This window comes from Caballeronia eucalypticola, from assembly GCF_047608185.1.
Classification (GTDB): domain Bacteria; phylum Pseudomonadota; class Gammaproteobacteria; order Burkholderiales; family Burkholderiaceae; genus Caballeronia.
Genome location: NZ_JBLKRU010000064.1, coordinates 1 through 24,078, shown reverse-complemented (window position 1 = coordinate 24,078; position 24,078 = coordinate 1). Strand labels below are relative to the sequence as shown.

The window sequence follows — 24,078 nt, the reverse complement described above, 5'->3', positions numbered from 1 at the left end:
CGATCAAGACATCGAAGTTCGCTTTCAATACGTGTCCGGAAAACATGTGTCCGAACGGCAGCACCTGATGAAGCAGCTTATAACAGTGGCGGCACGGTCGATTCCGATAAAGAGCCGAGTTATCACCAAAAACAGCCAATCTCGAAAATTGTCAAATTAGCAGCACAGTCCGTTCAAGATGCACGGCCTCCCGCTTGGCTGCTCCAGCCCGCGTAAGCGGAACCAGCGATTCGCCGTGCGCATCTGAAGGGTCCCGTATGAGGTATGGGTGGGTGAGTGAGGTATGAAGTGCGGTGAATGTATGTAGTCTTCAGGCACTATCATCTAGCCTGGCAAATCCGGTCGGCTAAATGTTCTCTTACAGCGAGTTCCGGCGACTCTGCACGAACGGGGTTAGAGATGCATCGAGGCCGTCATTCGGTCGGAACTGCAAGCAGGGGACAAAATCGGCGCCACGACTGGGGAGCCGCGGTGACGAAAATGCAAAGTGACCGCCCGCTAAATATCCCCCGAATTCATCAGCATCTCGGTCAGTCCAGCGCCGGCACGCACCATCGGCCACACGTTCTCCGACGGATCCGTCACAAAGTCCAAAAATACCGTCCGACTTTTCAAGGCCATTGCTTCACGCAATGCCGGTTCGACCTCCTCCGGTCGCTCAATTCGATAGCCGATATGTCCATATGCACGGGCCAGAGCTACGAAATCCGGTAATGCATCCATGTAGGAACTTGAATACCGATCCCCATAGTGGACGTGCTGCAACTGCCGGACCATACCTAGAGCTCCGTTATTCAATGAAACAATCTTCACACCGAGCCCGTACTGCTTGCACGTTGAAAGTTCCTGAATGCACATCTGAATTGATCCATCGCCCGTGATGGTCACTACATCCTCATGCGGAAAAGCTCGCTTTACCCCCATCGCGTACGGGAGCCCAACACCCATCGTTCCAAGCCCCCCCGAGTTGATCCAACGACGAGGCTTATCAAACGCATAGAATTGCGCAGCCCACATCTGATGCTGACCGACATCCGAGCATATAAACGCGTCGCCACCCGTAACCTCCCAAAGCTTTTGTATCACAAACTGTGGCTTGATAACCCGACGGTCATCCTCGAAATGCAGACACCGCTTTGCCCGCCACGTGCTGATGTCATTCCACCATGCATCTCGCCCGGATCGACTGATGGGTCCTTCACTCAAAAGAGAGATGAGCATTCGGAGTACAGATTTGACGTCGCCGACGATAGGCACATCGACACTGACACGCTTGTCGATAGTTGCGGGATCAACATCAACCTGGATTATCGTCCGCTCCGCTGCAAGGAAATCAGCTGTATTGCCGATCACGCGATCATCGAATCGTGCGCCCAACGCAATCAGCACGTCGCTATGTTGCATTGCCATGTTAGCTTCGTACGTACCGTGCATGCCCGGCATGCCGAGACACCGCGTGTCTGTCCCTGGAAATGCCCCCAAACCCATCAGTGTATTTGTAACGGGGGCATCAAGTGCGTTCGCGAGCTTGCAGATCTCATCACTGGCGCCTGAGGAAATTGCTCCGCCGCCTACAAAGATGCAGGGACGACGGGCTCCTCGCAACGCCTCTACCGCACGGCGGATTTGTCCGATATGACCATCCGAACGGGGCCTATATGATCGCAATGCCACCGTTTCGGGATACGCAAATACGGCTTGCGCCAGCAGAATATCCTTGGGAATATCGACGACGACAGGACCAGGGCGACCCGTGCTGGCAATATGGAACGCCTTCTTCATGGTTGTAGCGATTTGCTCGACATCCAAGACGAGAAAATTATGCTTTACAATCGACCTTGTAATACCAATTGCGTCGCACTCTTGGAAAGCGTCTTTACCCATCGCGTCGGTCGGAACATTTCCCGAAATAATCACCACCGGTACCGAGTCAAAGTAGGCGGTTGCAATTCCCGTAACGGCGTTTGTCACGCCCGGGCCCGACGTCACCAACGCCACACCAACTCTCCCCGTAGCCCGCGCGTAGCCGTCAGCGGCGTGCACGGCCGCCTGTTCATGACGCACCAGCATATGGTCGACCGCCCCACACGTCAGCAACGCGTCATAGACAGGCAGTACTGCGCCTCCCGGGTATCCCCATACCGTGTCGACGCCTTCCTTCTGTAGCGCCGAGACGACGATCTGGGCGCCAGACATTTTGCCTAGCAACTGGGAATGAACAGGGCTGGTTAACGCGATTTTTTCGATCTCAGGCATTGCGCTTTTCAATACTCCTCCATACAAAAAACTTTGCTGCTATCTTCTCGACGCTTTCCATTCTCTAAGTATCAAATCTTCTTAGGTGGTGGGAGATCGGTGCAAACGCCTTCGTACAATTCGGCAGCCATCCCGATCGATTCTCCGAGCGTCGGATGAGGATGAATCGTCTTGCCGATATCCGTTGCGTTCGCGCCCATCTCAATCGCGAGACAGACTTCGCTGATTAGATCGCCTGCATTCAGACCGACTATCCCACCGCCGATCACTCGATGGGTTTTCTCATCGAACAGCAGCTTGGTAAAGCCTTCGTCGCGGCCATTGGCGATCGCACGGCCTGACGCGGCCCACGGAAACGCCGCTTTGCCGTATTTCACCCCAGCGGCCTTTAGTTGATCCTCGGTTTTACCGGCCCACGCGACTTCCGGATCCGTGTAAGCAACCGAAGGAATCTGCCGCGCATCAAAATAAGCTTTCTCGCCGTGAGCCGCTTCGGCGGCGACGTGCCCTTCGTGGACGGCCTTGTGTGCAAGCATGGGCTGACCGACGATATCGCCAATTGCGAAGATGTGCGGCACGTTGGTACGCATTTGTTTGTCAACGTCAATGAACCCACTGTTCGTGACCATCACACCCGCCTTGTCCGCGCCGATCTTATTTCCGTTCGGCGTACGGCCGACTGCAACCAGCACCAGGTCGTAACGTTGCGCTTCAACTGAAGCTTTTTCGCCTTCGAACGTCACGTAGATACCGTCGTCTTTTGCTTGCGCGCCCGTCGTTTTCGTCTTCAGCATCACGCTCGAAAATCGCTTGCTGTTATGCTTTTCCCAAACCTTGACCAAATCGCGGTCCGCGCCAGCCATCAGACCATCGAGCATTTCGACCACGTCGATCTTCGCGCCCAGCGCAGCGTACACGGTCGCCAATTCCAAGCCGACAATTCCACCGCCGATCACTAACATGCGCTGCGGAATATGAAGCAGTTCAAGCGCGCCGGTCGAATAGACCACACGCGGGTCCTCCGGCATGAACGGAAGCTTCACTGCTTCGGAACCCGCGGCGATGATTGCCTGTTTGAATTTGACAACTTTCTTGCCACCTTCGGTTTGGACCACCATGTGATTCGGATCACTGAACGTACCGGTCCCGGTCACCACTTCAACCTTACGCGCTTTGGCCATGCCGGCGAGACCACCGGTGAGCTTCCTGACGACTCCAGACTTGAATTCACGCAGCTTGTTCAGATCGATCTCCGGCTTGGCGAACGTGATGCCGTGTACGCCGAGCGCTTCGGCCTCGCCGATCACGAGTGCGGTATGCAGCAACGCTTTGGACGGAATGCAGCCAACATTCAGACACACGCCACCGAGCGTCGAATAGCGTTCGACCAGCAAGGTTTTCAAGCCAATATCAGCTGAACGAAAAGCTGCGGAATAGCCGCCGGGACCAGAACCGAGAACAAGCATCTCGCACTCGATATCTGCGCTCCCCAAAAAAATGCCAGCGTGCGGCGCAGTCATCGACGCAGCAATACTATCCCGCGCGAGAGCGGCCTCCACCGCGGCAGACTCGGCGGTCGAGCTTTCATCGCTTTCGAGCAGCATGATCAGCGTGCCTTCAGAGATGACGTCGCCGACCCTGACCTTCAATTCCTTTACGACGCCAACGGTTGGGCTAGGCACATCCATGGTCGCCTTGTCCGACTCAAGCGTAATGAGGGACTGTTCTTTTTCGACACGATCGCCGACCTTCACGGCGACCTCGATGACCGGCACTTCCTTATAGTCGCCGATATCCGGCACCTTGATTTCTACAACGCTCATGAAAAACCTTTGTTATGTTTAAAAGCGAAGTCCACATCTAGCTAGTGCTTGCTCCCGACACAAATTTGTTCGCAACTGTAGACGCTTTAGTGACCATTCAATCGATAATCCCGACTACGTCATCTATAGTAGAATTCGTCTGTAGTCCGTAAGTAATGAAGCCAAATACGCGTTGAAACGACCAGCCTCCGCACCATCCAATGCCCTATGGTCAAATGACAGAGAGATGGGCAAGATCAGCCGCGGTACAAACTGCTTGCCATCCCATATCGGTTTCATCGCGCCGCGCGACAACCCGAGGATTGCGACTTCAGGCGCATTGATGATCGGCGTGAAATGCGTTCCGCCAATGCCACCCAGCGACGAAATCGAGAAACAGCCACCTTGCATCTGATCGGGCTTGAGCTTGCCTTCGCGCGCCGCCTTCGACAGATCGGCCATCTCCTTGGCGACATCGACGAGGCCCTTCTTGTCCGCGTCGCGAATCACCGGAACCATCAAACCGTTCGGGGTATCGGCTGCAAAACCGATGTTGTAATACTGCTTGAAGACAAGGTTGTCGCCATCGAGGCTCGCATTGAACGTCGGGAATTTCTTCAGCGCGGCAACCACCGCCTTGATCACGAAGGCGAGCATGGTGAACTTCACGCCGGCCTTTTCGTTTTCCTTGTTCAGCGTCACACGCAGCGCTTCGAGGTCGGTGATATCGGCTTCGTCGTTGTTCGTGACGTGCGGAATCATGACCCAGTTGCGATGCAGGTTCGCACCCGAAATCTTCTTGATGCGCGACAGCGGCTTTGGATCGACAGGACCGAACTTCGTGAAGTCGACCTTCGGCCACGGCAGCAGATTCAACTCGCCGCCACCAGCCCGAGCAACAGCAGCGGCTGGCGCTTCATCCTGGCCCGTCATTACACCCTTCACGAACGCCGAAACGTCGGCTTGCGTGATGCGGTTCTTCGGACCCGAACCGGTGACACGGATGACATCCACACCAAGCTCACGTGCAAACTTGCGCACTGAAGGCGACGCATGACTTTCGTGATACATACCGCGTTCGCCGGCTGCGATTTCAGCACCTGGAGCGGTCGCAGCCGGTTGCGCGGCCGCAGGTAAAACCGGAACAGCGACATCCGATGTCGCGACTTCCCGCTCCGCTATGGCGGCCAAAGGAGTCAGAACTTCCGCCCCGCTGCCCCCGCCTTGGCCTTGCTCGCCTTCATCTTCACCTTCACCGTCACCTTCTATCAGCATGATTACCATGCCTTCCGAAATCGCGTCACCGACCTTGACCATCAGTTCTTTGATCGTACCGGCGAACGGACTCGGCACATCCATTGTTGCCTTATCCGATTCGAGCATAAGAAGCGATTGTTCTTTCTCAACTCGTTGCCCCGACTTCACCATGATTTCGATCACCGGAACGATCCTGTAATCTCCAATGTTTGGCACTACTATTTGTGTCACAGGCACATTCATCTCCGACAGCAAGCGTTTTAACAGTTTTTCTAGCTTAATACCTAATCAGAATCTTCCTCCTTTACTTACCGCTCCGCTTCTTTGTGCTTAACAGGAGACCCGACGGAGTCCAATAAGAATCCCGTGTCGAGCGTGGACTAGATCTCTTAGCTTACGTGGAACGCGAGAGAATGTGCGTCTGATTTATGTGGTGCAAAGACTCGCCAATAGTGTAATTATGCTAAGAGAACACTCAAACATAGGTAGCCCATTCCCTTCCATGACACCACCGTCTAAACGACTCGACCGGATCGACGTAGCGATCCTTGATCTGTTGCAGAAGAACGCACGCATCACGAACGCAGAGCTCGCGCGCGCCGTCAATCTTTCTACTACCCCATGTTTCAATCGCGTCAGGAATATAGAGAAGCTCGGCTTGATCAACCAACAAGTTACGCTGCTTAACCCGGAATTGTTGGGACTGCACTTAAACGTCTTCGTAAGTGTGAGTCTCGAACGGCAAGTCGAACGTGCACTGCGGACTTTTGAAGAGGAGATCTCTTCGAGGCCAGAAGTGATGGAATGCTATCTGATGACGGGGGACGCGGATTACCTACTTCGTGTTGTCGTACCAAGCACTAAGGCATTAGAGCACTTTATCCTCGAACATCTCACCAAAATTAAAGGTGTTTCTAATATACGTTCAAGTTTTTCGCTGAAACAGGTTCGCTACAAGACTGCCTTGCCCCTGCCAACAAACGGGCTCACTCTGTCGAGTGAAGACTCAACAATTAAAGAATGGTTGTAGGTACCATTTCGGTACGGACAAACCTTGCGTACCTGATTTTCGCTACCGCGTCCGTCGCGCGATGGGCACCCAAGCATGGCACTCCTTTCTTTTCAATGGATGAAATATATCTAGCCCTCCGATCAACGAGCGAGTCACGCAAACCGAAAGCAATATCACTGATAGAATTCAGAAACCAAGCCCGAAAGAGTACGCCAATGGCGGCGGAATGTGTGCTTGTATATTTGGTTTGTAGCAACGTAAAGCATTCAATCACTGTTGCCAAACTGCAGATTCGCAGAATTTTTGTTGGTCACTGACGGTCCACGTGGCTTTTCGAGTATTTTTCAAGCGACCGTCCAATTCACGAAAAAAGTCAGTGGGCTACAGGACGATCAGCTTTTCCCTGGAACTAGCTGCGCAAGCTACCTTTTTGGAGTCCGTTGTCTGCTCCTGTCCTGGCTATCGACGGTCTCAATGCTTTCGACTTCCTCAGCAACCCTATGTGGAGCGGACCTGTATGTGACTAAGGCAATTCGTTCATAAATGATCGCCGGTTTCCAAAGTGGTTAGAATTTTCTGACGCACGCAAGCTACGTCGGGCGCCATCAATCGCCTGTCTCACCGTTGATGCGCGAGCGCAGTTCGAACTTTTGAATTTTTCCAGTAGACGTCTTGGGCAGCTCACCAAAGCGCACTGCTTTTGGCAGCTTGTAGCCCGCAAGAAAGAGCCGACAGTGCGCAATGATCTCTTCAGCGGTCACCTTGGCGCCTTCTTTGAGTTCAATGAAAGCGCATGGCACCTCGCCCCACTTGGGGTCAGTCATTGCTATCACGGCCGCAACCGACACCGCTGGGTGACGATACAACGTGTCCTCGACCTCAATGCTTGATATGTTCTCGCCGCCCGAAATGATGATGTCCTTACTGCGGTCGCGAATCCGAAGATAGCCGTCAGGCATACGCACTCCCAGGTCTCCTGTATGGAACCAGCCACCGCGGAAGGTCGCCTCCGTTGCGCGCTCGTTCTTCAGATATCCCTTCATACAAATGTTGCCGCGAAACATGATCTCGCCAAGCGTTTCGCCATCACTCGGAACGGGTTCAAGTGTGTCTGGATCGAGTACCGTCACCGCCGCTTGTAGGTGATAGCGCACACCCTGTCGCGCATTCATCTCAGCGCGCGCGTCGTCGTCAAGCGCACCCCACTCTTCCTGTTTCGCGCATACGGCGGCCGGTCCGTACGTTTCGGTAAGCCCGTACACGTGTGTCAACTCGAAACCAATCTCCTTCATCTTCGCGATTACGGCGGGCGCGGGCGCGGCACCGGCCACCATCGTCGATACACGATGCGTGATGCCGTCTCGCCATTCAACGGGCGCATTAGCGAGTGCGCTTTGCACGATCGGCGCTCCACAATAATGCGTCACGTTATCGCTGCGAATCAGGTTAAACACGGTTTTCGCGTCAAACTTTCGTAGGCAGACATTCACGCCTGCGCGGGCGGCGACTGTCCATGCGAAGCACCAGCCATTGCAGTGAAATAGCGGCAGCGTCCACAAGTACACCGCGTGTTTGGGCATATCCCATTCAAGGATATTGCTCAGCGCATTCAGATATGCGCCACGGTGGTGGTAGACCACGCCCTTCGGGTCGCCGGTAGTGCCCGACGTGTAGTTCAGCGCGATGGCGTCCCATTCGTCGGTTGGCGAGGTCCACGCGAAATCAGGGTCGCCACTTTGCAGGAACACTTCATAATCGGTCGCGCTGGGAAATCGGTCCGCATCCGCTGGCATCACATCTGCGACACTGATTATGCGCAGTCCCGGAAACTCCAGCGCCGCACGATGTGCAAACTCGCTGTACTCGGTGTCGACAATCAGCGCCTTTGCCTCGCCGTGGCGCAGCATAAATAGCAGTGACGAGATGTCGAGTCGCGTGTTCAGTGTGTTGAGCACCGCACCAACCATCGGGACACCGAAGTGGGCTTCTATCATTGGAGGGATATTAGGGAGCAGGGCAGCCACCGTGTCACCGCGTTCAATTCCGGCCTGCCGCAGTGCGCTGGCCAAGCGCCGAGCCCGTTCATAGGTCTGGCGCCAGTTTCGGCGCATGTCCCCATGAATGACCGCTAGGCGTTCACCGTAAACTTCGGCTGCGCGGACGATAAAGTCGATTGGCGTTAGCGAGATATAATTGGCCTCGCGGCGCTTCAGACCTGCTTCGAACATATGTTCCATTTCATCGTCTCCAATGGCGGCCAGAGTGGGCGGTTCAACGCTTCCACCCATCACGTGCGACAGCGGTCGATCGGTACGCAGCTTTGGATACTGAGCCAAGCTAGCGTTGCGGCGCGTCACTCTGGTCTCATTAACCATAATTGCAAGGCACCCCGTCGTTTGTTTTAATTGGTTCGTTTTGATTGATTAGCGAGCGTATCAGGCAACATGTTTAACTGTCTGTCATCCAGATGACACTGCACAACCTGGGTCCGCGCAGGTCCACATACGCGACGCCGATCACCGGATAACAGGGAAACCCGCTCATGGACGCATTGACTTCGCCTGCCACCGTTGCCGCCCCCCGCTCTCCCCATTCCCAAAGGATTCCACGCACCGATCTGCACACGTTATTTGCCACTTGCGCATGGTTCCGGGCGTTAGCAAACGAACATCAGTCATGGGTGCTGGCTAGCGGGCGTGCCGAGTTCATGAACGGTGGCGCGTGGATTGCACGCCGTCAGCAGCCATCCGACTACTGGATCGGCGTGCATTCGGGGCTGATCAAACTTGCCATTTACAACGCGTCGGGCCGCAGTTGTACATTTTCTGGTGTGCCGCCTGGCGGCTGGTTCGGAGAAGGCAGCGTCCTTAAGCGGGAGCTGCGTAAGTACGAGGTAGCGACAATCCAGCCGTCGCTCGTGATGTTCGTTCCTTCGGAAACCTTCCACGCGCTGTTGGAGTCGAGCCTGCCGTTCAACCGCTTCGTGATTTGTCAGTTGAACAATCGAATGGGCGAGTTCATCGGGTCGATCCAGAACAGTCGGCTGCTCGATGTCGACGCGCGCGTCGCACAGTCTCTCGCGCAACTGTTCAATCCTGATCTCTATCCCGATACGGGCCCCACGCTTGTTATCTCTCAGGAAGAAGTCGGCTTGCTCGCCGGTGTGTCGCGCCAACGGATCAATCAGGCACTGCAAAATCTGGAACGGCTCGGCATTGTGCGGCTTGCGTACAACCAGATCGACGTACTTGACCTTGCACGCTTAATCGGGTTTGGACGCGAGCAGCTCTAGCGAGTGTTTGCCTGCCACATCAACTGAGAAATCGTGCGCAGAAAAATTGTATAGTCGCCCCGTTTTGGCAATTTTTTATCTTATGACAGGCTTGCCGAGATCATTCGGGCGTTGCAGCCGTAGTGCCGTTTCACAACATTCTATGTCAGCAATCCTAAGAGTAGGCGGGTGGAATTCTGTCTAAAGATCGCCAACGGTTGGTCAGGTTGGCATGGCAGTGAATTCCGCCTCGAATTTGTTTTTGCGGGCTGTTCGAGGCGAAGCGTGGTGGCAAAGCATTTTCTACGGGCAGTGCTACCAAGCACGTGATTACAGCGTGGCCAATCGGCAGGTCGGTGCCAATTTTCAGCAAGAAGTAGTGCATCTTGTTACAGAACTTCGTGCACTCATTGGACAACGGTCGCTTAGTACCATAGTACCGCTGCAGAATGTCCGCAATAATTGAGAGCGCATAGCTGATCCGCTCAAGTCAATGCAGTGATGCCTGTCTATCTCGGATGTTGCATGCACTCGAACGCTTTCTCTTTGGCATTGCACCTACCCTCCTGAAAGGTACAGCGTATCATCGCTGTTCACGGCGTTGTCATCCTCTTTGAACGATCTATATCTCTATCATGCAGGAAACGCTTGAAGCGACCGTCTCCATGTCTGTTGTCCATGGATTTCTCTCCGGTGTCGACCGGGTGACGATGATGCGTTTTGCCGAGCGCTCGGGTATCGCACCCGAGTTGCTGTCGCGGCGCGGCGCCCGTGTGACGCACGAGCAGTTTTCGACTCTTTACCGTTTGCTGGCGATGGAACTCGATGACGAGATGCCCGGCATCTTCAGCCGTCCGCTACGCAATGGCCTGCTAAAGTTCCTGTGCCTGAGCCTGCTTGACGCCGGCAAGCTCGAAGTCGCGCTCAACCGCTTCGGCCAGTTTTTTCACCTGGTTCTCGACGACTTCCGCCTTCGGACCAGGCGGGATGCTCAATTCGGTTACGTAGAGATGGTGATCGATCCGACGGGGCCACCCGTCAGCCCATTGGGCCGGGAATTGATGCTGAAGCTTGTACACGGCGTTGCATCCTGGTTGATCTGGCAAAAAATCCCGCTTATTGAAGTGTCATTCGATTTCCCGCGACCAGCCCAGACGGGGGACCATCTCTATCTTTTTCCCGGGCCTATCCGCTTTGGAGCGGCCCAAACTTGCATTGCCTTCGACGCCACCTTGCTAGATGCGCCCATCAGGCAACGCAAATCCGACCTGAATACTTTCCTTGCACGTGCACCGGAAGACTGGATCTTCGTCTCGTTCGGCGCGCAGATGATGTGCCACCGTGTCCGGCAGCGCGTGGCCGATTCTTTACCCGAGATTCCGACCATTGACGACGTCGCGCTCGGGCTTCACCATTCGGTCCGCACATTATGCAGACGACTCATTGCGGAGGGCACTAATTTCCAGTCGATCAAAGACGAAGTACGGCGCGACGTCGCAATTCAAAAACTCACCCGCTCTCAGGATGCCATTACGTCAATCGCATTCGATGTCGGCTTCGATAGTGCATCCGCTTTTCATCGAGCGTTTCGGCGTTGGACCGGCAGCACCCCGAACGCTTACCGAACGACGGTTACAACATACCTGTCCGCCCCCCGAAGCTAAGTCAGCGCGAATAAGTCCCGAACCTAGTCGTACCTGTAGACGCCTCGACGTGTTTTTCGCCCGAGTTGCCCTGCGGCCACATATTCCCGTAGCAAAGGACATGCGCGGTATTTTGAGTCGCGGAAGTCGTTGAAGAGCACGTCGAGCACCGACAAGCAGATGTCCAGTCCGATCAGATCGGCGAGCGCTAGCGGGCCGATTGGATGATTCGCACCAAGGCGCATGCCGGTATCGATCTCTTCGGCTGTGCCCACGCCCTCAGACAGCACAAAAAAAGCCTCATTGATCATCGGCACGAGAATCCGGTTGACCACAAAACCTGGCGAGTTCTTGATCCCAACCGGCGACTTGCCGAGTCGCAAGGTCAGCGCACGAATTACTTCCGCAGTATCCGCGCCGGTCTGTAAACCACTAATGATTTCGACCAGTGAGATAAGCGGCACTGGATTGAAAAAATGCATCCCGATGAAGCGCGACGGGGCCGTTAATGTTGCACCGAGCATGGTGATCGAAATTGACGACGTGTTGGACGCAATGATCGCGTCGGGCCGCACGACAGCTTCGATCTGCCGCAAGATACGGATTTTCAGTTCGGCATTTTCCGTGGCCGCTTCTATCGCAAGATCGACGTCAGCGAGCCGCCGATAGTCGGTCGACACTTCGATTCGGCTGAGCGCATCAGCACGCGCAGCAGCATCTAGCTTACCTTTGGATACCAGCCGACCGAGACTGCCGGTTAAGGTCGCCATGCCTGCTTCGAGCGCGCTGGCGAGAAGATCGACCATGACCACTCTCATCCCAGCTACCGCTACAGTTTGAGCGATACCGTTACCCATCGTGCCCGCGCCGACTATTCCAACCTTCTCTATTTTCATCGCCATATTTTTTCCAAAACGAGCAAGGAGACTGCTTTACGCGAGTCTGGATGCCGTCTCAAGGTTCACATGTTCGGATAGTTTGGACCACCACCGCCTTCGGGCGAAACCCAAACGATGTTCTGCGTAGGATCTTTAATATCGCAGGTCTTGCAATGCACGCAGTTTTGCGCATTAATTATTAGCCGTTCGCTACCGTCGTCGTTCTTCACGAACTCATACACCGCAGCCGGGCAATAACGCGATTCTGGGCCCGAGTAGGTCCGGAGGTTCACATTCACCGGTATCGCCGGGTCTTTCAGCGTGAGGTGTGCCGGCTGGTTTTCTTCATGATTGGTGTTTGAAATAAACACCGATGACAGTCGATCAAACGTCAGCTTTCCGTCTGGCTTCGGATAGACAATCGGCTTGCACTCTGACGCGGGTTTTAGCTTTTCGTGATCCCAGTGCTTGTGATGCAATGTCCAGGGCACATTGCCCCTCAGCAGCTTCTGCTCGATGCCCACCATCAACGTGCCAAGATACAGGCCCTTGCTCATCCACTGCTTAAAGTTACGCGCGCGACGCAGCTCGGCATTCAGCCACGAACGTTTGAACGACTCGGGATAAGCCGTGAGTTCGTCGCCGGCACGGCCTGCCCGCACGGCTTCAAACGCCGCGTCGGCTGCAAGCATGCCTGTCTTGATCGCCGCGTGCGATCCTTTGATTCGCGATGCGTTCAGAAAACCCGCATCGTCACCGACAAGCGCGCCACCTGGGAACACCAGCTTTGGCAGCGACACCAGGCCGCCGGCGACGATCGCCCGCGCGCCATACGACACCCTCTTGCCGCCCTCAAGCACCGGACGAATAGCCGGATGCGTCTTGTAGCGCTGGAATTCCTCGAACGGCGACAGATACGGATTCGTATAAGCGAGCCCGACGACGAATCCCACCACCACCTGATTGTTTTCCATGTGATAAAGGAATGACCCACCGTATGTGTCTTTCTCCAACGGCCAGCCGACGCTGTGCATCACCATACCCGGTTTATGCTTGCCAGGATCTACTTCCCACAGTTCCTTGATACCAAGTCCGTAGACCTGCGGATCGACGCCCTTGCGCAGATTGAACTTGTCGTTGAGTTGACCTCCAAGATGACCCCGCGCGCCTTCGCAAAACAGCGTGTACTTTGCTTGCAACTCCATCCCGAGCTGGAACTTCTCGGTCGGATCGCCATCTTTGCCGATTCCGAGGTTGCCGGTAACGACACCTTTGACCGATCCATCATCGTTGTACAAAATCTCAGCCGCTGAAAAGCCAGGGAACATGTCGACACCCAACTCTTCAGCCTGTTGACCTAGCCAGCGCGTGACATTCGCAAGGCTGACTACGTAATTCCCGTGGTTCTTGATGTGATCCGGCATTGCCCACATAGGCAGGCTCCTTGAATCACTTTCAGTCAGGAACAGAAATCTTTCGTCGGTGACTTCCACTGTCAGTGGAGCGCCCTTCGCGCTCCAGTCGGGGATTAGTTCGGATAGCGCACGCGGATCCATCACCGCGCCTGACAATATATGCGCCCCAATCTCCGAGCCTTTTTCGAGTACGCAAACGCTAATCTCTACGCCGTTTTCAACCGCAAGTTGTTTAAGGCGGATCGCCGCTGAAAGGCCAGCCGGGCCACCACCGACGACGACGACGTCGTACACCATCGACTCGCGCGGGCCGTATTCGTCGAGCCATCGAGACGAAGGGTCGATCTGCCAGTTTGCAATGGTCATGACACCCTCTTTCGTTAGAATTGTTCTGCCGACAATGCCAGCACGCTTTCGCTGCCTGTCGCAGCGACGATCGACGCCGCCAGTGTCGACGCCTGTGTCAGCACATGTTCGGCATAGAACTGTGCAGTCGCAATCTTGGCACCATAGAACGACGGATCGTCGTCACGCTTTGCCGCCGCCACAAGCAGTGCGCGCGCCATTTGCCAGCCGCTCAGGACAATACCTGCCAGCTTCAGATACGGTACGCTGCTGGCGAGCACCACATTCGGATTGTTCTTCATATTCAGTACAACAAAGTCAACGGCAGCGTTAAGCGAGTCGTGGCCTTGCGCGAGGCATTTCTTCATTGAAGCAAATCCGGCGCCTTGCTGCGCACCCAACGCCTCAACCGTTTCCGCGATGTCAGCGAGCAACGCCTTTGCCACCTTGCCGCCGTCGCGCACGGTTTTGCGGCCGACCAGGTCATTTGCCTGAATCGCAGTCGTGCCTTCGTAAATCGGTAAAATGCGGGCGTCGCGATAGTACTGTGCAGCGCCTGTTTCTTCTATAAAACCCATGCCACCGTGGACTTGCAAACCGAGGCTTGTGACGTCGATCGACATTTCGGTGCCCCAGCCCTTCACGATCGGCACGAGATACTCGTAAATAGCCTGATGCTCTGCCCGCTTCTCCTGGTCGGGGTGGCGGCGTGCGATATCACAATGGCTTGCGGCGACATATGCCAGCGCGCGCGACGCTTCGGTAAGCCCACGCATAGTTGCGAGCATACGACGAACGTCCGGATGTTGAATGATTGCGACCGGCTGGTTCACTGAGCCGTCTCCCGGTCGACTTTGCACACGGTCTTTCGCATAAGCGACCGCCCGTTGATAGGCTCGATCTGACATGGCGACGCCTTGTGTACCGACCGCAAACCGCGCGGCGTTCATCATGATGAACATATATTCGAGGCCGCGATTTTCCTGTCCGATCAGGTGACCAATCGCACCGCCATGATCACCGAACTGAAGCACCGCGGTCGGACTCGCCTTAATGCCGAGTTTGTGCTCGATCGACAAGCAATGCACGTCGTTGCGCTCGCCTAGCGAGCCATCTTCGTTGATGAGAAACTTAGGCACGATAAAAAGAGAAATGCCCCTCACGCCCTCAGGCGCATTCGGCGTGCGCGCCAGCACGAGATGGACGATATTTGTCGCCATATCGTGCTCGCCCCAGGTGATAAAGATTTTGGTCCCGTACAGCTTGAACAATCCGTCGCCCTGCGGTTCGGCGCGCGTGCGCACTACCGCGAGATCGGAGCCGGCTTGCGGCTCAGTAAGGTTCATCGTACCGGTCCATTCACCGGAGATCAGCTTAGGCACATAGGTTTGTTTCTGCACTTCGCTGCCCGCGGTAAGCAGCGCTTCAATCGCCCCGTCGGTCAGCAGCGGACACAGCGCAAACGACAAGTTCGACGCATTGAGCATTTCGGCGCACGGCGTGGCGATAAGCTTGGGCAGGCCCTGGCCATCGTAATCAACAGGATGTTGCACGCCTTGCCAGCCGCCTTCGGCGAACTGGCGAAACGCCTCCTTGAAGCCTCCCGTTGCGGTGACCGCGCCGTCTTTCCAACTGCTCGGATTTCTGTCCCCCTCGATATTCAGCGGCGCTATCACATCGCAGCACAATTTCGCCGATTCCTCGAGAACGGCCAGCGCGGTGGCAAGGTTCGCGTCCTCAAACCCCGGGAAGGTCGCGATGTTCTCGAGATCGGCCAACTCTAGCAATACGAACATCATGTCTTTAATGGGCGCGGAATAACTCATCGTGTTTCTCATCCAATGTGTTTGAACATTTAGGTAACCTGCGCGATGATCCGACTCTCGCGCATGACGCTTCAGATACCGCATCCTAGCGTCTTCAACCGTGTAGCCCAGTGTCCGCAGCTGCCCATTGATTGACGAAATCTGCCGCTTTGGCCTTAGGTCAAGTGCTGTGCACGGGACACCGGTCGTCACTTCTCGAACGCGAATGCTGGCAACGGTAAATATGGCTCCAACACTCATTAGGTACGAGAAACCGATCGGCCTCTAAGTCGGAGTTAACCGCGTTGGGCAGTGACGACCAATTGAATCGATCGCAGAAGTTCCAGCATCTCGAATAGGACCGTAATGTTTTCGCAGTTGAGATTTCTTCAGCGTTCAGAGTTTGCATTTGCGTACTATGCCGACTCTCTTCGCGCTTGAATTTTGCTACAGTGACAACCTATCGCTAAAGGATGCCAAAATGGATCGCAACCTCGCCCTTCAAGACTTTGACGACCTTGACGATATCGACCAGCCGGCTGTGGCTCTTCGCATGCACCTGGATGATCATGTTGCTGAAATCCCGATACATCAGCATCGAAAGGGGCAACTGGTGTTGGCACTTCACGGGGCCGTTACTTGCCAGGTGGAAGGCGCCTTTTGGATCGTACCGCCTCAGTGCGGCGTATGGATTCCTGGCGACATGCCGCATAGCAACCGAGCTACACCAAACGCCCGCCTTTGCTACCTGTTCGCAGAGCCAAGCATTGCCCACCTCCCCAACGACTGCTGCACGCTGTCCATATCACCAATGGTGCGAGAGATAATTTTGCATCTGGCAGACGCTCCGCTTGACTATGACCGGGGCGGGCATATCGACCGGCTTGCTCATTTTTTGTTGGATGAATTGGCGTTGATGCCGGTGGAGCGCCTTTATTTGCCCATAAGTGATCACCCGAAAATCCGCAAAATGGCAGACACGCTCAACGCCAGTCCGGGAGATCGAAGCACGATCGTGCAGTGGGCGAAACGTCTGGCGATGAGTGAGCGCTCGTTGGCACGACTCGTCGTGAAGGAAACGGGGCTGACTTTTGGCCGCTGGCGACAGCAACTGCATTTACTCGTGGCCATACGCGAGCTTGCGGGTGGCGCTTCAGTGCAGCGCGTATCCTCCGATCTTGGTTATGAGTCGGTCACCGCATTTATTACCATGTTCAAAAAGGCGCTCGGACATCCACCGGGTCGTTATTTCGCTGCACTTGCGCGTAGTCAAACAGAGTCAACCCTCCTGCCGAAAGAGTGGTCTAACACTGGCGACAAAACGGACACTCTTGCAGACTAAGAATCTAAGTGACAACAGGCATGCGTGGAATGACAATGTCGACGCGTGATGTTTGACCTATCGTCGAGGCGTTTGAGAAGTGGGCTAATACGTCCAGCCGGAACTCTCCCGCCCACCTGTGCAATCCCGTTGTGGGCAACGCGATCCGTCGGCCCGTTGAACGAAGTATCCGCGACATACAGGCAGCCCGATATCGTAGACGCCGGCCAGGCCATTCCGTTCACTGAGGCAGCGCTCATTGATGCCAAGATCATCCAGGCTGTCCGTGTGCCATAGACAGCATAGTTGCTTAGCGCAACATAGGCCCGCCTTTATTCTTAATACGTTCATGTTTTCAATGACGAAAACGAAGGGAAATGCCTTATCAACAGTTGATCGCAGTCAGACCTTGGAATACTAACCCTTAGCACGGCGTTTTAAGAAGCTTGGAGGATGCCCGTAGAACTTCTTAAAAGCTTGCGCGTATGATCCTTCGGTTGCATATCCCACTGCCAGTGCAACGTCGAGTTCCCGCATGCCAGACATTTGCAGCTCGAGAGCCCTTGTCATCCTTGCGTGATTGCGCCACTGCTGGAACGCCATGCCAGTTTGCGCCAAGAATAGCCGTTGGAGCGTTTTGGTGCTGACGCCAACCTCCACCGCCCAGTCTTCGAACGACTTCCCGATAGAGGTGTCTCGTTCGATCGCCCTACAAATGATGCCGAGCTTCTTGTCGTCTGGAATACGAAGAGATGAACCCGTTCGCGGGGCTCGCACAATTTCGTCTACGATCACGTGTGCACGGCGCATTTTCTCGTCAGCGGTCAAATCACTCTCGGGCCACAGCGAAACATCAATTATGAGCTCGCGAAGCAGCGAGCTAAGAATAAATACCCCGCAAGTCCCGCGCGAGCAAAAATTGCTATCAATGTAAAGGCTGTGATATCGGAATCGGCGGTCTAGAAAGACCGCATGTGGCTCTCCAGCAGGTAGCCACGCAGCCCTGTCGGGTCCCATCCGCACAATGCCGTTTCTTGTCTCCAGCAGCATGGGCCCGTGCTGTGCAAAAACAAGTTGTCCGCATGCGTGCATGTGCGCCTCAAAGTCCACCGCGTCGCCCTCGCGCACTACTGCACTGATGGGAAAGCTATCGCAATCAACCGCAACGAGTGGCGGATTCGGTTGCATGGGTTGTCCTGTTTTAGATAGATCTTGACCAATTTTAGACTGTGCATACACCGTCCGGGGGCTTACAGTTATTCATCGTCATCTGCTGGAATAAATGAATGCTCCTCGACCTCACGTTGGCCATCGACGCGCATGATCGCGTTGTTGGAAAGGCCAATCAGGACCAAAACAGTTTCATGTCTCGGGGGCACATTGGCACCCACCTTGACGTACACGAGAAGGATTTGCGAGCTTTACACGATAATCGGTATAACTGATTTTACGATGCACATCGGTTGGACAGATTTTATCGGGTTTAGCGGGCTTTCGTGTCGCGTGGTGGCGGGAGTACCCCGAAAAAATCCGTAATGTAAAGGACACCAACATGCTTAGCCAAGCACAACTTAACTACCGATCTGCAATGGCCCGGCTCGGCGCAGCGGTTCACGTGATCACCAGCGACGGTGTTTCTGGGAAGGTCGGTATTGCAGCTTCAGCTGTATGTAGTGTCACCGACGCGCCACCCACACTGCTCGTTTGCATCAACCAGCAGTCTTCGGCGCACAACGCCCTGGTCGAAAACGGCGTACTCTGTGTGAACACACTGAGCTTTTCCCATGAGGCGCTATCTCGTAGATTTGGTGCAGGCGTCAGTATGGAGGAGCGTTTCGCCGGAACGGTGTGGAGCAGGCTGAAAACGGGTTCCCCCGTGCTTGAGGATGCTTTGGTAGCGTTTGATTGCAAGATAATTGACACTGTCAGCCATGGCACCCACAGTGTTATCTTTTGTGAAGTGCAGGAAGTCAAAATAGACGATGGTGAAACGATCGGAGGCCTCATCTACTTTGACCGTCGATACCACGGACTGCATAGCGCCCCTCGTTAGGTACGCAAGCCAGATGTGAAGCATCTTCCCGCTATTAGAAGACGCAACCGAACTAGATGCGGCCAGACTGCATGATCAAGGTCTGGCCGAGACCATTTTCACAACCGTTATCTGCACCACGGCCATCCCGACAACGAAGAGCCTGGGCATTGTTTTCGCTCACCCCGTCAGAAAGAAGAAACTTTAGAATCTGTGCCGGATCGCCAACCGGTAAAGCATTTGGTGGTTATTTGATGAGTCTCCGGATCCACCGATATCAGCGACAGCGGCCTGCCCAGTTGACGATGTGCCAGACGCTCGTTGCCATCCTCCTGAAAAGTACACATCGGTACGCTTCGACAATACATAGTCCAATAGGAACGCCACTTGATTGTAATGTTGATTACCAACGGACCGTCCCTGCGCTGTTGTTACTGCTCGAGCATTCATATAATCATACATCACGCCAGCTGATAGGGCGGGAGTGAAGCGATAGCTCACTCCAATGTCATAGTTGTTGAAAATAGCGGTACCATTTAGAAATGTCTGACCAAGATTCGCATATTGAACATTCGAGTAGGATGCGCTTACCGTTGCATTGCCAATCGTGTACGTCGCAGCGACGACCGCATCTTGATAGGCTTGGGCGACCTGATATGCCGAGTTTAGTGAGTTAGCTAACAAGCTGAAGCCGCTTGCGTTCGCAGTGAACCATCCGGTCCCAGGACTCGCTGTAGGATGTTTGAAGTAATCTAATGCAACTCCCGCTTGAAGCGGTCCCTGTTTGTATCCCGCCCCGATCGAGTAGCCCGAAGTGGATGTGAAATTGCCGGGCACCCCTCCGAAACTATACTCCGCACCGAAAGATAGACCATGGAAGTCGGCGCTCATATAACGCAAAGAGTTATTAAATCGCACTTCGTTGCTGGTGTTATCAAAATCTCCAGGATGTGCCCCAGGGATTGCACCAACGATTGCTGATGCCGTTAAAAATTCAGGAAAATAATACACCATGTCGTACTGACGGCCCGCGGAGACAGTACCAAACCTGTCGCTGCTAATTCCTACGAACGCTTGCCTACCAAATGCAGTACCCCCTTGTGCAAATTGGCCGTTGTTGATGTTAATCCCGGATTCCAAGGTGAAAATTGCCTTGAGGCCGACTCCCAGATCTTCCTTTCCGGTAATTCCCCAGCGACTACCAGATATCCCAGAAAGAGAATCTAGATTAACTAATTTGCCATCGCGAATATTTGTCTGATATTGGACTGCTTCGTCGATCACACCATACAGTGTGACGCTACTTTGGCTGTGAGCTCCAGAGCTCGCAAGTCCCATAAGTGAACCGACTACAAGAATTACATTGCTAGTTTTCACAAATTCTCCAAATCGCGAGGTCGATGCATTACAAAAAACACCTAATTAAATTTACGTCAACCGCGGTGATAAGACGTTGCAGTTCATGGGCAGGTTGGGTTAACCGATTGTTTCCGTTGCATCAGGTTTTAGAGTTCTTTGATGCAGTTGAACAGTCTTCAAATAAGCGCCAATTGCGTCTCTCTTGATGCGCTCCAATGCCAACGAATTAACCCATTCGATTCTGCATAGCAAATACCTGAACTTTGCGCTACTTCATAGACCGCTGGCTGCGATGCATTTAGCGAAACACGCGACTAAATCAGGTTTGGCGCCCAGATACCCAAACGAACAGGAGTCGAACGCCGAGGCCAGCTTGGTCACTGAACAAGCGCGTGGCCAGCGTCAAATCAGCTCAAATCACGTCAAAGCCTGACAGCTAAACGTGTGAGGCCAAGACTCGCTAGTGCGGAAAGTCATACCTATTTATATCTAGGCAGCAACATTCCACATTCGGTCTGATCCCAACGCTCACTACCAGATCCAGCAAGTTCGGACCTGGTCAACAGAGTCATGCTGAAATAGTGCTCTGGGTAACTTTCTTATTGAGGGAATAGCAAGCTCCCATCGCTGCAATACACACTGCCACCACTAGTACCGGAATCGAGGCAACTCGAAACATGGCGTCGGGCGTCCAATCGTGCGCATAGAGGACGCCTGCAAGGTACGTCCCACCCGCAGCGCCAAGACGTCCAAAACCGTACGCCCAGGCGACACCCGGCGCACGCAACGCTGGGGGGTAATAGAGTGAGCAAAGCGCAATGTTCAGGGTGGCACCCCCGCTTATGCAAAATCCGCATAAGAATATCGTCGTAAGTAAAACTAAATGAGAGGAGTTTATGGCGATCGAAATTGCGTACATAGAAATAGCGCCGAGTACGTAAAGCGTCGACAAAATCTTGTAAGGACTCGTTCGATCCATCAGAGGCGCCAGCACGAGACTTGAAAACACCCCGCCTATAACCACCATCGCGGTTGCCCAGACCACGAGGCCGGTTGGAAAAGAGACGGTAGCGAGAACCGTCGGAAGCCAGTTAGAGAGAAAGTAGAACGCCGCCAAGGTACAAGCAAAAACAACCCACAGCAAGAATGTCCCTAGACAGAGACTCCGTGAAAAAAGTCCCTTTACGCTAGCGTCGACAGCTTTCTCTTCACGGGTTATTAGTTCAGCGCCCTCTTGCAATACAAAAGACGGAAAGAGCCGTTGAGTTGCGCGGACCAAATCTGTCTGACGGTTTCGCTTTGACAAAAAAGCAGCTGACTCCGGCAGCAAAGGAAGGATCAAGATACTTAAGCCGAGTGCTGCAAGACCGCCCAGCCACAAAGGCCCTTGCCACCCGAACCTTGGTATCAACGCGTCGCACCAAAATCCCGCGGTAATAAATCCGAGCGCATAGCCCAAGTACACCAGCGTAACAAAAGTGGCGCGCGTCCTTTTGGGGCTGAACTCCGATACAAGACCGACCGCGCATGGTGTAAGGGCGCCCAAGCCTATACCCGCCAAAACCCGCAACCCGATCAGCTGTGGCACATTCGTAACAAAGACAGTTAGTAAGGTAAAAAACCCGAAAAACCCAGTGGCTACAAATGCCATCTTTTTCGTACCGAAACGCTGAATGAGGAAGGGGATGCCAAAGTTACCAATTAGCAAACCAAAGAAGACCGCTGAAAAAATTGATCCTATGACAGCCTTAGGCAAATGCCATTCCTTTGCAAGAACGGGCACAACGAAACTCATGACTTGAATGTCAAAGCCATCAAACAGCATTACTAACGCACAGAATGCGACAATAAAGTACTGTGCTTTCCCGACTCGACGACTATCTATCAGGTCGTAAATGTTAAGTTGCCGTACATCCATTCTGCACTCCTTGCGAAAAGGACCGTTGCGACAGACGTCGCTATGGTAGATGGTTGAGATGTGATCGGGAACAGGGAGCGGGTAAAAATACCAATTAGAGTAAGCAGCACAACAGTGCTGGAAGATGCGCAACCTCAACGAAACTGGCCAAACAGATCCTATATTAATAAAAAACGAGATGTAGCCAGTGAAAATACTTAGTTTTACGAACTTATTTTCTTATAAGGTAAGGAAATCCACTCCAAACTCGTTTTTAAAGCCACTACCCATGACCGCTCCAATAAGTATTAGCTTCGTTCTGAGGCGCGTCTAGTAAATCGCAGTTTCGTTACTTCATCGGCATACAGCTGTCGCCGTAAATTTCGTTTTTACCTCATACATATATGGACGGTACCAAATATTCTTGGTGCCGTTAGAAATATATTGCCGTAGATCGAACAAAATTCTTTATTCTTTTTTTGCCATATCCTTGGCTGCATCAGCAGATTATTTTGCTCGATCGCTACGGTGAGAGGCGATATGCGGCGCGATATTCAAGGACGTTCGTTCCATGGACATCCAGGGTTCGAGCCGTTCCTGCTCGCTCGGTCGTCGGTCGCGTGTGATAGAGCGAAAAGTCCTCGGATGTATGAAAAGATTCACGGTCCGGAGCCACATTGCTGGGCGGGCTCAAAATTGAAGCGCAACACCAAAGCGTATAAGGTGTTGTAATGCATAAAGCAAATCAGTACGAGCAGTTGCAAGCTGAGGAACGTTTGGAGATTGCGAGCCTACGTCAACGGGGTTCTAGTATTCGGGCCATGGCCCGAATACTCGGGCGCTCGGCCTCTACCCTTAGCCGCGAACTCAGGCGCAATAGTTCTGTGCTTGGTTATGTCCCAGCAGCGGCGCACGCACTCAGTTCGGCCCGACGATCCAACAGTGCGGTCGCGCCCAAACTCGGGCCTCACAGCGCTTGCTGGAGGGTCGTCCTCACGCTGCTGGAGTGGCGTTGGTCGCCTCAGCAAATCTCTGGAGTCCTCAAGCGTATGTTCCCAAACGATCCGACTTTGCAGGTCTCGCACGAAACGATTTACACCACTATCTACGCCCACCCAGGCGGCGAACTACGGCGTCAACTCATTGCTTGTTTGCGTCGTGCTCATCGCGCCCGTATGTCGCGGACACGGGGTAGTGATCGCCGCTGGCAAATTCCAAATATGGTCAGCATTCACGTGCGCCCACCTGAAATAGAGGATCGCGTGATGCCCGGGCACTGGGAGGGCGACTTCATTAAAGGCGAAGGCAATCGCTCTTCAGTGGGCGTGTTGGTGGAGAGAACCAGCCGTCTAGTGCTGCTGGCTAAGATGGACGATGCCACAGCCGAATCTGCACTGGCTGGCTTCTCCGCCAAGCTCAACTCGATCCCCGAGCACTTGCGTCACAGCTTCACTTACGACCAGGGGCGTGAACTCTCACGGCATCAAGAACTTGCCGCTCAAACAGGCGTGAATGTCTATTTTTGCGATCCACACAGCCCGTGGCAGCGAGGAACTTGTGAAAATACCAACGGCCTGTTGCGCGAGTACTTGCCCAAAGGCACCGACCTTTCCGTCCATAGTCAGGCCGACCTCGACGTCATTGCAGACAGCTTGAACAACCGCCCTCGTGCTACGCATGCGTTTCATTCACCCTTCGAGGTATTTGCCGCGACACTAAAAGCAGCGGATCTCGCAACGTCATCTAAACATTAGACCAGTTGTTGCACTTCGACTTGAGACCGCC

16 protein-coding genes are annotated in these 24,078 nt (G+C 54.0%); 6 read left to right on the top strand and 10 right to left on the bottom strand.

The window, feature by feature from the left end; genetic code table 11:
* Positions 1 to 498: 498 nt before the first annotated feature.
* The 3 genes from ilvB to aceF all read right to left on the bottom strand — a co-directional run bounded on the left by ilvB (position 499) and on the right by aceF (position 5,558).
* Entirely contained in the window at positions 499 to 2,256 is a 1,758-nt protein-coding gene (gene ilvB / locus ACMX25_RS37125) for a biosynthetic-type acetolactate synthase large subunit (RefSeq protein ID WP_414954848.1), read from the bottom strand.
* A 71-nt stretch (positions 2,257 to 2,327) separates the two neighbouring features.
* Positions 2,328 to 4,079: a dihydrolipoyl dehydrogenase gene (gene lpdA / locus ACMX25_RS37120; protein ID WP_414954847.1), complete on the bottom strand. Its 1,752-nt coding sequence runs from the start codon at positions 4,077 to 4,079 to the stop codon at positions 2,328 to 2,330.
* A 123-nt stretch (positions 4,080 to 4,202) separates the two neighbouring features.
* Positions 4,203 to 5,558, bottom strand: a complete 1,356-nt coding sequence (gene aceF / locus ACMX25_RS37115) for a dihydrolipoyllysine-residue acetyltransferase (protein WP_414954846.1) — start codon at positions 5,556 to 5,558, stop codon at positions 4,203 to 4,205.
* A gap of 259 nt (positions 5,559 to 5,817) precedes the next feature.
* Between aceF and ACMX25_RS37110 the strand changes: the two genes are divergently transcribed.
* Entirely contained in the window at positions 5,818 to 6,345 is a 528-nt protein-coding gene (locus ACMX25_RS37110; protein ID WP_414954860.1) for an Lrp/AsnC family transcriptional regulator, read from the top strand.
* A 587-nt stretch (positions 6,346 to 6,932) separates the two neighbouring features.
* Here the strand turns inward: ACMX25_RS37110 and ACMX25_RS37105 are convergent.
* Entirely contained in the window at positions 6,933 to 8,564 is a 1,632-nt protein-coding gene (locus tag ACMX25_RS37105) for an acyl-CoA synthetase (RefSeq protein WP_414954845.1), read from the bottom strand.
* A 305-nt stretch (positions 8,565 to 8,869) separates the two neighbouring features.
* Between ACMX25_RS37105 and ACMX25_RS37100 the strand changes: the two genes are divergently transcribed.
* Together ACMX25_RS37100 and ACMX25_RS37095 are read left to right on the top strand one after the other, a co-directional pair.
* Positions 8,870 to 9,619: a Crp/Fnr family transcriptional regulator gene (locus tag ACMX25_RS37100; protein ID WP_414954844.1), complete on the top strand. Its 750-nt coding sequence runs from the start codon at positions 8,870 to 8,872 to the stop codon at positions 9,617 to 9,619.
* A gap of 644 nt (positions 9,620 to 10,263) precedes the next feature.
* Positions 10,264 to 11,262, top strand: coding sequence for an AraC family transcriptional regulator (locus ACMX25_RS37095; RefSeq protein ID WP_414954859.1), 999 nt, complete (start codon positions 10,264 to 10,266; stop codon positions 11,260 to 11,262).
* 23 nt (positions 11,263 to 11,285) lie between these two features.
* Here the strand turns inward: ACMX25_RS37095 and ACMX25_RS37090 are convergent, their stop codons facing one another.
* The 3 genes from ACMX25_RS37090 to ACMX25_RS37080 all read right to left on the bottom strand — a co-directional run bounded on the left by ACMX25_RS37090 (position 11,286) and on the right by ACMX25_RS37080 (position 15,705).
* Positions 11,286 to 12,137, bottom strand: coding sequence for a 3-hydroxybutyryl-CoA dehydrogenase (locus tag ACMX25_RS37090; protein ID WP_414954858.1), 852 nt, complete (start codon positions 12,135 to 12,137; stop codon positions 11,286 to 11,288).
* Positions 12,138 to 12,202: 65 nt separating this feature from the next.
* The gene (locus ACMX25_RS37085) at positions 12,203 to 13,900 is read right to left on the bottom strand and encodes an electron transfer flavoprotein-ubiquinone oxidoreductase (RefSeq protein ID WP_414954843.1); all 1,698 of its coding nucleotides are present in this window, start codon (positions 13,898 to 13,900) and stop codon (positions 12,203 to 12,205) included.
* Positions 13,901 to 13,914: 14 nt separating this feature from the next.
* Complete coding sequence (locus ACMX25_RS37080; RefSeq protein WP_414954842.1) at positions 13,915 to 15,705, bottom strand: acyl-CoA dehydrogenase; 1,791 nt, start codon at positions 15,703 to 15,705, stop codon at positions 13,915 to 13,917.
* Between the two features lie 460 nt (positions 15,706 to 16,165).
* Here ACMX25_RS37080 and ACMX25_RS37075 point away from each other — a divergent pair, with 460 nt between their 5' ends.
* Entirely contained in the window at positions 16,166 to 17,026 is an 861-nt protein-coding gene (locus tag ACMX25_RS37075; RefSeq protein ID WP_414954841.1) for an AraC family transcriptional regulator, read from the top strand.
* 396 nt (positions 17,027 to 17,422) lie between these two features.
* Here the strand turns inward: ACMX25_RS37075 and ACMX25_RS37070 are convergent, their stop codons facing one another.
* Entirely contained in the window at positions 17,423 to 18,193 is a 771-nt protein-coding gene (locus ACMX25_RS37070) for an AraC family transcriptional regulator (RefSeq protein WP_414954840.1), read from the bottom strand.
* A 364-nt stretch (positions 18,194 to 18,557) separates the two neighbouring features.
* On the opposite strand from ACMX25_RS37070, the gene ACMX25_RS37065 reads away from it, so the two are divergent.
* A complete protein-coding gene (locus tag ACMX25_RS37065) occupies positions 18,558 to 19,058 on the top strand; it encodes a flavin reductase (RefSeq protein ID WP_414954839.1) in 501 nt (166 codons plus the stop codon).
* Between the two features lie 183 nt (positions 19,059 to 19,241).
* Here the strand turns inward: ACMX25_RS37065 and ACMX25_RS37060 are convergent, their stop codons facing one another.
* Entirely contained in the window at positions 19,242 to 20,375 is a 1,134-nt protein-coding gene (locus tag ACMX25_RS37060; protein ID WP_414954857.1) for a porin, read from the bottom strand.
* A gap of 589 nt (positions 20,376 to 20,964) precedes the next feature.
* On the bottom strand, positions 20,965 to 22,314 hold the full coding sequence (locus ACMX25_RS37055; RefSeq protein WP_414954838.1) for an MFS transporter: 1,350 nt from the start codon (positions 22,312 to 22,314) through the stop codon (positions 20,965 to 20,967).
* Positions 22,315 to 23,024: 710 nt separating this feature from the next.
* On the opposite strand from ACMX25_RS37055, the gene ACMX25_RS37050 reads away from it, so the two are divergent.
* The gene (locus ACMX25_RS37050) at positions 23,025 to 24,047 is read left to right on the top strand and encodes an IS30 family transposase (RefSeq protein WP_414948293.1); all 1,023 of its coding nucleotides are present in this window, start codon (positions 23,025 to 23,027) and stop codon (positions 24,045 to 24,047) included.
* The last annotated feature ends 31 nt before the right edge of the window (positions 24,048 to 24,078 follow it).